At 40.2% G+C, this 10,975-nt stretch carries 13 protein-coding genes; all 13 read right to left on the reverse strand.

Annotated features, from left to right (window positions below; genetic code table 11):
- Window positions 1-409: 409 nt before the first annotated feature.
- A complete protein-coding gene (locus tag G468_RS21190; protein WP_081700695.1) occupies window positions 410-895 on the reverse strand; it encodes a DNA methyltransferase in 486 nt (161 codons plus the stop codon).
- 226 nt (window positions 896-1,121) lie between these two features.
- On the reverse strand, window positions 1,122-2,861 hold the full coding sequence (locus tag G468_RS22580; protein WP_051297127.1) for a M85 family metallopeptidase: 1,740 nt from the start codon (window positions 2,859-2,861) through the stop codon (window positions 1,122-1,124).
- A 212-nt stretch (window positions 2,862-3,073) separates the two neighbouring features.
- Complete coding sequence (locus G468_RS0114300; RefSeq protein WP_026823675.1) at window positions 3,074-3,451, reverse strand: RusA family crossover junction endodeoxyribonuclease; 378 nt, start codon at window positions 3,449-3,451, stop codon at window positions 3,074-3,076.
- Between the two features lie 488 nt (window positions 3,452-3,939).
- Window positions 3,940-4,578 (reverse strand): metallophosphoesterase, encoded by a 639-nt coding sequence (locus G468_RS0114305; protein WP_026823676.1) that lies wholly within the window; start codon window positions 4,576-4,578, stop codon window positions 3,940-3,942.
- Between the two features lie 247 nt (window positions 4,579-4,825).
- Window positions 4,826-5,347 carry a phage N-6-adenine-methyltransferase gene (locus G468_RS0114315; protein ID WP_026823678.1) on the reverse strand — a complete coding sequence of 174 codons (522 nt, stop codon included), beginning with the start codon at window positions 5,345-5,347 and terminating at the stop codon, window positions 4,826-4,828.
- Window positions 5,348-5,352: 5 nt separating this feature from the next.
- A complete protein-coding gene (locus G468_RS21205; RefSeq protein WP_051297128.1) occupies window positions 5,353-5,592 on the reverse strand; it encodes a hypothetical protein in 240 nt (79 codons plus the stop codon).
- A gap of 18 nt (window positions 5,593-5,610) precedes the next feature.
- Entirely contained in the window at window positions 5,611-7,107 is a 1,497-nt protein-coding gene (locus tag G468_RS0114325; protein ID WP_026823679.1) for a DEAD/DEAH box helicase, read from the reverse strand.
- A gap of 47 nt (window positions 7,108-7,154) precedes the next feature.
- Complete coding sequence (locus tag G468_RS0114330) at window positions 7,155-8,564, reverse strand: replicative DNA helicase (RefSeq protein ID WP_026823680.1); 1,410 nt, start codon at window positions 8,562-8,564, stop codon at window positions 7,155-7,157.
- 144 nt (window positions 8,565-8,708) lie between these two features.
- Window positions 8,709-9,593: a replication protein gene (locus tag G468_RS0114335; RefSeq protein ID WP_026823681.1), complete on the reverse strand. Its 885-nt coding sequence runs from the start codon at window positions 9,591-9,593 to the stop codon at window positions 8,709-8,711.
- 55 nt (window positions 9,594-9,648) lie between these two features.
- The gene (locus tag G468_RS0114340) at window positions 9,649-9,876 is read right to left on the reverse strand and encodes a derepression protein (protein WP_026823682.1); all 228 of its coding nucleotides are present in this window, start codon (window positions 9,874-9,876) and stop codon (window positions 9,649-9,651) included.
- Window position 9,877: 1 nt separating this feature from the next.
- Window positions 9,878-10,111, reverse strand: coding sequence for a hypothetical protein (locus G468_RS23080; protein WP_155847006.1), 234 nt, complete (start codon window positions 10,109-10,111; stop codon window positions 9,878-9,880).
- A gap of 362 nt (window positions 10,112-10,473) precedes the next feature.
- Entirely contained in the window at window positions 10,474-10,803 is a 330-nt protein-coding gene (locus tag G468_RS21215) for a hypothetical protein (protein ID WP_211229673.1), read from the reverse strand.
- Window positions 10,804-10,874: 71 nt separating this feature from the next.
- A partial coding sequence (locus G468_RS23085; protein WP_248604894.1) for an ATP-binding protein occupies window positions 10,875-10,975 on the reverse strand: 101 nt, incomplete at its 5' end.

The raw sequence follows: 10,975 nt of genomic DNA on the forward strand, positions 1-10,975 counted from the left end.
TCCCGCTCAAACTGTTTAGCAGCGAATTGACACATATTTTCAGTATCAAATTCCTGTGTATGAAGGCTGGCTACGTTACTGGATGAGTAAGGACTGGCATACATAGCCAGGATTAATATCCACATGGGGTGGTACTCCTCGTTATCTTTTGATTTGAGGCTGATACTTTCCAGCCCAGACTTTGGCAGCATGTAGACAATCTGAAAAAATCTTGCCCCTCGCGCTAGCTGAATTTCGGCGATAATGTTCCACGGCGATATCTGCGCTGATTCTGGCTACAGATTGCTCGTAACCCTGCTTAACAAGTTCATTTACCACCTGATTTTTAATGAATTCTATGTTGTTCATAATGATCGCTACTGTGCTTCCTTAAAAAGTTAACAATAATTGCGCTTCTTCAATTAAACACTTAACCTTTTTCGTATGTGCTGCCTTTCAATTGGTGTAATGATTGGGAAAAATTTTCTATTTCTTTTTTTGTCTGTAAAAATCTATCTGTTTCCAACTCCACTCCAATAGCTTGCCGGCCTAATTTAATTGCTGCTTTTACCGTCGAACCAGAACCCATAAAGAAATCCGCTACGGCATGACCTGACCTGCTACTGGCGTTAATAATGTGCTCAAGCAATGCGGCTGGTTTTTCACAAGGATGTTTGCCGGGATAATACAGTACGGGTGGAAAGCTCCACACATCGGTATACGGCACGTCTTTGGTGACAGAAAAAGGTCGGCGCAAGTTTTCATATTGTCGCTTAAGGTCGTCATGGTTTTTCATCAGTTCACTGTAATCAAGCTGAAGTTCGTCGTGCGTGAAACTGAGTTGATGGTGACTTTTGGAGAGAGAGACTACGTAGTCGTGACTCAGATTTGTCGATAAGAAAATAATATCACATATTTATTCTGTTGAATGATACTGTGGAATTTTTATTTTTTACAGACGATCTCAACATCAAAAGATCGCTCTTACTTATTTGAATATCTATAATTATCAAAAAATATGAGTCACGACCATATTGTTAATGGGTAGCTCTATACCACCCAGTAAAGGGCTTATGCCTATGGCAGATAACCATCTTGAGTGTCGACTTTTTATACATCAAATTCGGGGTGTTTTATCAGCTTCATAATCCTCCTGATTCATGTTCACTATCAATTGATTTTACTATATATTTATTAATCAGAAATCGTGGAGCATGTGAATCGAGTGATTTAGTATTGCCGAAAAATTTATTCATATCCCAATTTTCGTCTAATACATATTCCCATTTCTTTTTATTATAAATAAAAGAGTATCCAGAACCAAAAAAACCTTTATCAGCGACAGTAAATACTACAGCGACTGGCCTGCCATTTTTATCAAAAAACATCACACCAAAAGAACTGTTATTAATTAAATTTTTATTTTCCTTAACCCATTTATCTTCATGTCCAAAATTCTTTTTCAAACTATTTAACATCATGCCAGAAATACCTACCAAGAAAGAGCCATCCTTAAACACCAATCCACACTCATTATTAAATAGATTTTTTCCATAATCATAAATGCCGGATTTAAAAATTCCTCTCCATTCCTTATCATGATACCAATCTTTCCATAAAAGATATTCTGATTTATTAAAACCTGAACCGTTTTTTACTAAATTTACAGCAACCGTGGCAGCGGCTAAATCATACTTTATTAAATGGAGATTTGATAATTTAAGTCCATCATTAAATATGATATCAGAGTGATTAATACAAAAAAAACTTTTTGCAACTGAAATCCCATGAGCACCCGAAAAAAAAGGGAATCGCAAATGCTCTTGATCATCATCAAATGGACATATAGATAATAATTCCGCATTAGGTTCATGCGCATAAGGTTGGGCAGCTATTTCTGCAACCATTCGATCACCAATTTCTAATAGTCTGTTTACTCGTTCGCTTAAATTTTCACTCCGAAATAAACAGTGGAGTAAAGCCACCCACTCTAATTGTTGTGCAGCTCTAATTCTATCTGGATCATCATAACTGTTAAACATAACCCTAGATTGAGGATATCTAATAACAACATTCATTTCAGTTACTACATATTGAGTAAGAATCTCAGTAGGTCCTAACCGTGGTCCATCTAACGATGGGTCCATAGCATTAGTTATCGCATGAATTATTTCATGGATTAAACAGGCTTGCCAAAGAGGATAAAAATAAGACTCAGGGTTTGGAACAACAGGAATTGCTATATATGGATGGTTTATATTTCCCTCTGGAAGAGAAAAATAGATATTCGATAATACAGGTGGAGAATTAAGATTTGATAAAGCAGTATCTAAATCATATGCAGCAAGATTCTCTAATCTTACGTTGCTGTTTGGATTTCTTAAGTAATAATTTCTATAACGAACTTCTGATAAAACAGGATTTTGTTCAAAATTTAAATTAGATCTCGATTCTCCGATACTAAATGCCATAGCTAGTCGGAAAGTTGGAGATTCAGTGAACGCTTCATGAATTGTTTCTTCAATATTAAACGCAGTTTCTTCATCTATTATATATCCTGCACTAAGATCTATTGCATGTCTTATTTGTATCATGTAATTACTTATAAAATTATCATCAATTTGATCTATATTTCTTTGACCTTCAGTACAAACGAATTCTGCATATTGATTACTCTGAGCAAAAAGAGAATTAAGTGCCCTAATTGCATCTAATTGAATGCCTTCTAATTGAAGATCTAATCCTTGAATTGGGTATACTGGCCGATGTTCTTCTTCAAATTGAGGATATGGATAATAAATAATTCCTTGAGAAATCAGATTTCGAATAATTTCGAGTTGATTTGCCTGTAGTTGTTTTACTTCTGGTTGATTATGTATCATATTTTCTCATTCCTTAGATGTTGACTACTGCAAGAAAGTTAATTGAAAAATTAATTACCTAGACATTAGGAGAGTTGAATTATCCTAATCCTTCATTCTTTTTTTATAGAGGTTTCAGTATTTACTGCTTATTGCAAAATATTAACAGTACGGCGGCATAATTCTTTGCTTTCTAACTTTTCAGCAACTTTCATAAATTTTATGTAGTCGCTCTACTTGTCATGTTCCAGATATTCGTTAATGGCAACAACACACTTACCGCCTTTCACGCCGCCGTTGTTATCAATTTTCTCAATGGTCATCACGCGAACTTGGCTATCATCATTCCAAACGTCCGCTCCAGTTAAAGAATCGAGTACGCCTTTGGAATAATTGTCCACATCACGCTTTATCTTGTTAGGTAGATAGAGTTGCATCAATACAGAGACTTCACCTTCAAATTTTTGACAGCCGGATTTCTGGCGCATCTCGTTGACAATTTTTGCCGTTGTTGCTTTAAATGCTTTTGCTTTATTACTTAAGTAGGTGTGTTTTGAATTATGTCGCCAATAGGTATTAACACTTGGCGGGAAAGGGAGTTCGATTATCATGTTTTCATCCAAACCTTAGAGGGAAAATTCCCATCTGATATTAGGTTTGCTTTCATCAATAACAATAATTTTCATATTATCTCCAGGCAATGGGGTTTGGTAGTGTGTGCCGGAGGTATCCGGTTTATATTTACAGCCATATTGGTAGTGCCCTGGTGTTGGTTTTAACTTAATGGCTGTATTTTGGTTATTTCACACACCCCAAAACCGACTGTTTGGGTGTTTTCTGTTTATGGCTCGCTTTTTCAGCGGGGCGGTGGTGACTTGCTAATTAATCATCATTTTAAAGCTATTTTTAGAATTTTATATTCCTGTGCGAAACTCGTGTTATTGTGGGAAAAGTCCGCCATTCAATCTCCTCAAGCAGATGAGCACTAACTAAAAACACAGAGCTAACCGATTCTCTATCAAAAAACCTAATTGATAGGTGCTTATTTTTATCAACCATTAGCAGTGATTCCAAAGTTGGATTTTCTTTATTAACTAAATTATTTTATTTTCTTCAATGTCAGCCCTTGACCAAATACAGCTCCTGTATCTATATATAACTGGTTGCTTCTATGACACACGCCTTTAATCATTGGAGTGTGACCAAAAATAAATAGATCTGCGCCTTTAATTTTCCTGCTTTCTTGCTGTTTGATTCTTTTTCGATTCCAGATAACATCTTTTTTATTAACGTTCTTCCCAAATTCATATTCATCATCAGGATAGTCAGCATGAGCAATAATTATTTTTTTGTTATTAACATTTAATTCGATAATGAGAGGTAATTTTTCAGCTAATTTTAAACATGCTTTAGCTAATATTTCCTTTTCATAATCAAGCATAAAAAACCACTGGCCGCCGTTATATATCCAGTTGTTAACATCGCCTGTTTTTAATGCACTAATAGCCATCGCTTCATGATTACCACGAACAGCCTTAAACCACTTTTCATTTAGCAAACCAAGACATTCAACGCTCTGATTACCTCTATCTATCAAATCACCCACAGATATAATCAAGTCTTTTTCTTTATTAAAATTAACTTTTTGCATTTTATCGATGAGTAAATCATAGCAGCCATGAAGGTCACCTACAGCATAAATATGACGATATTGATCACCGTCTATTCGCTGGTAAATCGGATAGTTTAAATTAATGGTTATTCCTCCTGCACCTGTTTTAATTTCATTTCGAGAGTCATTTTTTATTTAGATCTTACAGGAAAATATTTATCTAAAAACTTTTGGATTGATGAAATTATGTCCTCAGCCTTACTTTCCCAAATATCAATATTTTCATTCACATATCGAATGGCACTAAGATATAAAATGATTGGAAAAACAACGATGAGGAGTAATAATCGGATAAAAATATTGATGTATTTAATCATGTTGAACAACCTGTTGTGAGCGGCAATAATTCTTTTTTGCGTATATGTGTTATCTTGCATACCTCTCTTTCTAAAGGTCGCCAAATAAATAAAACGCTGCCTTTACTGTTTCCTGATGTGCCTTGTTCACCTGTTTCAGCTGAAACAAATAACAGTCGACCCTCGGTAATAAAGCGGATTTCATCAGCCGTATTAAGACCTTCATAAAACCAGGCCGTAGACGTATCAGAAGGGAGTAACATCACAATAGTCTGTTTTTGCTTTCGACACTGCTCAGCCGCTTTATTCACCCACGGCTTGATATTGCTGTACGGCGGGTTGCAGAAAATAGCACCGTCGCTATTCCAGTCACATTTCAATGCATCGGCTTTTTCACTTAAAAACGCTGTGCATAGCGCGTTATTTTCATCGGCGGCGGCATCCAGTCTGAAAGTAAATTCAGCATCGAGTGTTCGAAATACTTCAATTGGCGTTTGCCACCGATCTTTGAATGGTTTCGCTGTATGACTGATTAGCATAATTTCTAAACCACAGTAGGATTTTTGTATAACGGAGAGTTCCAGACTTTGTTAATCATGCAGCGTGGAGTAGGGTGATGATTTTGGCGTTCTACCAGTTTAACGGCGACATCCCATAATTCAGTATCGCTGTTAAGTGTTTTCTCAACATGATAGCCTTTCTTCGTGTATTGCTTAACCAGCCTATTGGCTTGTTGTGTGTTAATGGCTTCATGTCGAAACCAGCTTTTTTTTGAATGTTTCATTGGTACTACTTTGATAAATTATGCGCACTTTTTGACTTGTTGAAATTTCATTTTTTGAGCAAAAGCACGCATTTTTGATTGAATGAAATGACTTACAGTAGGCGTTAACTCCTTGGGGGTATTGTCAAATTTCTCAGGCCAGCAACCGAACTTTTCACGGTAGGTATGAGAACACCATCCGTTAGATATGGGCTTGCCGATACTTTTCCGATACGCTTGGTAATATTTGAGTTGACTCCACCAATCCTGTTTTTCTTCCTTGCTACCAGGATATTCAGCGCGACGAACTTTGATTAACTCTCGCTCATCTGCTTCTGAAACATCGATACTTTCTTCAACGCCAAAATCAAAACCACACTCGGGACAGGTATGAAATCCCGCATAAACAACGCAGTGACATTCTGGGCAGGTTTTCGTGGGAGCCGCAATGTTGAGTGTTTTCTTTTCACTGGGTAAATCGTCGTACTCTATATCGTCAGGAAAACCCAATTTATCTACGGTACCGCTATGATCGAAAATGAGGCAGCTATCTTTGCCTGCCGCAGTACGTAAACCTCGCCCAAGGCATTGTATCCAGCGTATTTCTGATTTTGTCGGCCGGGCATAGATGATGCAGCGTACATCACTATCAAATCCCGCAGTCAACACACCGACATTGACAATGATTTTTATCTCACCAGCCTCGAAGCGTTGAATAACTTCTCGTCTTTCTTCTTGAGGTGTTTCAGCAATAATCACTGCTGCGGGTACGCCAGCATCGGTGAAAGCATTAGCAACTGCATTGGCATGCGCAACAGAAACACAGAAACAGAGAGTTGGTCTGTCTTCCCCCTTCCTGATCCAGTTCTGGACGATGTTGCCGACGAGAGTATGATCACTCATGATTTTGGCGATCTGATTTTCCACATAATCATCCCCAAATTGAGAAAGACGAGTGGTCTTCACGTCTGATAAATCGGGTTTATCTGGCGCAAAGAAATCGTAACGGCTTAAGTCTCCGATATTGATCAGATCTCGCATTGTCGTTGGTTTAATCAGCTTCTCGTAGTATTTCCCCATCCAGGGTGCGAAGGGTGTTCCAGACAAGCCTATAACGCGCATCTCACCTTTGCTGATGATTTTGAGCAATTTATCGCGCTTAATGTGTGCTTCATCAACAATAAGTAAATCAATATTATCGGGAAAAGTACGCCTAATTAGCGTATCAGCAGAGCCTATTTGGATTAAACGATCTGGATGATGTTGGCAATGGTTACGCCACACGTAACTTATCTCGTCCTCTGGTAGCCCATACTCAATAAACCGGGTTGCCGTCTGGTTCAGCAATACTGTGTAAGGTGCAACGAACATGACTCGCATTCCCTGCGAAATAAACCCGTCAGTGATAAAGGCCGCTATCGCCGTCTTGCCGAAACCCACCGGAGCAGAAAGTAATAACGTTCTATGTTGCTTCCAGTGCTGGCGTAGCAAATTTAAGGCGGTTATTTGGCGACTTTTTGGGGTGATATTGAGCATGGTTAATTGCCTCCTGGGGTCATCAGCAATTCCAGTCGATGTTTTCGTTAAACTACCGCCCCGCCAGCATAACGTTTCGTCGCGGTAACATCCGTATTAGTCTGGCAAGCACTGGCTGCCCTCAGCTGATTCGTTGGCATAAAATGCCCATTGATAAATTCCTGGTAGGCTGTCCCGTGTTTACCAAACCGATTTTTGGTTACGATAATTTCAGCGTATTTGGCGGCAGGGCTGTTTTGGTTATACTCTCCATCGCGGTAGAGCATGATGATACTGTCAGCGTCTTGCTCAATACTCCCTGAATCCCGTAAATCAGCATTAACAGGGCGTTTATTGGTTCGCTGCTCAACATTTCTTGATAATTGACTTAACGACATCACGGGCGTTTTTAAGGTTTTCGCCATGCGTTTCAGACTGGCAGAAATATGGGCTATTGCAAGGTCATTTCGCTCGGCTCTGGGTTTTTCAATCAACCCGAGATAGTCCACCATGATGAGCGATAACGCGGGATGAGTCAGCTTGTGGCGATAAGAAATAGCCTGTATTTGCTCAACGGTTAGCGATGAAGCATCCACTACCCAAACGTCTAAGGCTTGTAAGCGTCTAACCCCTTCCGATACACGTGCCCAGCCTTCGTTGTCCATCCGGCAAGGTTTACGCAATGTCGAGACAGGCAAATGACTGGCTTCGGCCAATGAGCGTTCAACAATCTGCATTGCATCCATTTCCATTGAGAAAATTAATACGCTCTTACGTTCAATTTCCGTTATTTCTCGGTTCTCTGTGTCAATTTGACGAAGCGTATTTTGTTCAGCAACACCTTGAGCGACCTTTAAAGCAAATTCCGTTTTACCCATTCCTGGCCGAGCAGCAACTACCACTAAATCAACCGGATTAATTCCACCCAGGATTTCGTCCAGCTCATCAATGCCGGTTTTCAGTGAGTCCGAGGCTTCTCCGTTTTTGAGTCGCTTTTCCAGCAATTCTGCGTAAGGGTCTAGCAGTTCGCCAATATGCATGGGACGTATTTCATTTGCGGGTTGTTCGATTTCACGCAAAGCGGTGCTGACTTCCTGTATTACTGATAATGCCTGTTCGTGATGAGGTGACTTTTTGATTTTTTCTAGGCCGTCACCCAGTAATGCGGTGAAGCGGCGCACACGGTAATAGTCCGCTAAAATCTTCGCATAGCCCTTGAGGTTAGCCGCACTGGGACACCGACGCGCCGTATCCATCACAGTACCAAAATTACCTTCTCCCATCGCTTCACCAATCATGAGACTATCAATCAGACCGCGAGTTTTCGCCTGTCGCTTGATTTCACGAAACGTATCACGGTATAGCCTGTTGCTAAAAACATCGTCATCCAGCGTAGCGATGACATCTGCTGCATCGGGGGTATAACCGCCTAGCAGCAGACCACCGATAACACTGGCTTCAATATCACAATTAACCATTTTTATTTTTCCTGAAAAACTACCTGTAAGCCTCTCTAAGGCGTTCAAATTTAAAAGCGCTACCATTGGGTTACCTATATCGAGAAAACGCCGTAGAGAGCGTTCTAGGTGGCTTAAAATCGATTTCTGAACCCATTTTCAACCTCACAATGTCCCTTCACGGATTTTTGTGAGGGTTTTGCGGTTTAGCAGGAAATCAAACGTCGCCACCCAGCCCCGGTCGTTGTCGCCAAAGTGAAATGGCCTAGCTCGTTGCATGAAGGCGTTCACGTAATCCTGAAACCCTTCCAGGTTTGGCTTGACCAGTGATTCAACGAGGAGCTTGAGTTTGCGTTTGCGTTCGTTGCTGGCTTCAACCGCATGAGGCAGCCTGTCACCGACAATCTCGTTGTAGGCGTTCAGGTAGGCTTCGCAGTCAAGGGGGTTGGGTTTTCGTTTTTCCGGTTTGGCACAGTTCGCGGTCAACGGGAGTTGACTATGTGTTTTATTGTTTTTATTGTCTTTTGTAATAGTGTCTTTTGTGTTTCCCTGTTTTGGGGAAGAGTTATTACCCATTTCGGGGAAGGTTTTCTTCCCTGTTTCGGGGAATATTTCCCCCTTTTGGGTATTACCCATTTCGGGGAATATTTCTTTCCCCTTTTCGGGTAAACTTTCCCTGTTTTGGGTATTACCCTTTTTAGGTAAACTTTGCCACTCAGAAATAACTTTGTTAACCCCTATGCAATTTCCATCCATGAGAAGAAATTTGCGCGCCAAAAGTTGATTTTTTGCAGTGCAAACTCTTGTCTCAGGGAGACCTGTTATTTTAGCTATCTGGGCATTAGTGATACGGTCAACTTTTTTATTAAAGCCGTAAGTCTTACGAATAATTGCAAGCATTACTTTTTGTTGATGAAGTGTAATATCTGCCATCAACAAGGCATCAAGAAGCGTATTTGCCAGTTTCACATAACCATCTTCAAGTTCAGCAACATTAGGCTCTTTGCACGCATGAGTAGCGCCAAAATCGGCATAAGCAACGTTAGTCATAACGACAATCCTTTGGTTTATTTTAATAAAAATAGATAGTTAGATAAGTTGTCGTTCAACTGTACTTATCGATTTCTGTAAAGATGCAACTAATATCTTCCCGTAAATAATCCATAATTTCAGGAAGCCAGGGCATTGGCTCATGTTCACACGAATGTTTACTAATGTGCTCGTAAATATATCCCGCCACTTCCATCGCTCTGATAAGTTTGCTGTAGCTTTCATGGCTAATTGCTGCTTTTATTTTTTCATGTTGCGCGGTGGAGCTATCAACAATTTTCATGTTAATTTCCCTCCATGCCAGAGCATACCGGTTTACGACCGGCCCAGATAAGGCGGCTGTCTTTGAACATGGCGATGAAGGTACGGAAGTCTCGTCGTGTGAACGAGACCTTACCGTAGGGAACGGCTGAATCTAAAGGAATAATCCAATAAGTATCTGTAAATTTAGGGTGAGCATGGGTTGGGGTAGTAACCATAGCGGTTGCCTCTCTACTAAGTTCTTGCGAACCTCGCACCCTGCTATCAAACAGGGTGGCGAGACGTAACGGGATTGATAGACCGGTAGTAGAGAACCCGGCGAGCCTTAGGGCTCCCCCGCTACGTCCCACCATAATAGGGGCGTAACGTTGGTTATAACGGATACAAAAAAACCGCATTTTGCGGCTTATATCCGCTCTACAATTCAGGCTATCAAACCCGGCACCCGTTTTGTTAAGGTGCTGAGTACAATATAGCTCATGTTGCGTCCTTGCGTCAATTCATCCATTGGTTTTTTGCTACAAATCGGTTCATCATGACGTTTAAGAGCTTGGGGAAACAGACTATCGTAGAAGTGTGGCTGTGTCTGACGTGGGTTATTGTGGGCAGGATAATAGCCCTATGCCACTTGACTATATTTGTCGTGGGTGAATTCACCGTTCCAGTCTTTCTTCATCGGCAGCTTACCTTTGAGATATTGCTGATATAACCATGAAGCGCCTTTTTTTAGCAGAACGATTTTGTAACACTGACGTTGCCTAAAACCCGTTGTTGCAATATAGGGTGACTCGGTTAAATATTTATCGCGTGCATAAGCATGTACTCGCCAGACATAAGACTTGTAGATATCCTTTTCTGCATCGTAGAGAAAATGCCGTGATTCTAGAAATAAATTAACCTGGTTAATGTTTACACCATTAAGTTGTTTACAGAACTGGACAGGTGACATACCTGTCAACGATCACCGAAAACTGATCCACTTTTTATCTAAATCCGATCAATCAAAATTGATCCACTGTTTTACTCAGTTATTGCTCCTGAGCGCCGCTTATCTTTCAATCGGTAGCTTTCACCGCTTAATTGCAGTACATGCGAATGATGAAGTAAACGATCAAGCATAG

The sequence above is a fragment of the Arsenophonus nasoniae DSM 15247 genome, from assembly GCF_000429565.1.
GTDB classification, from domain to species: Bacteria; Pseudomonadota; Gammaproteobacteria; order Enterobacterales; family Enterobacteriaceae; genus Arsenophonus; species Arsenophonus nasoniae.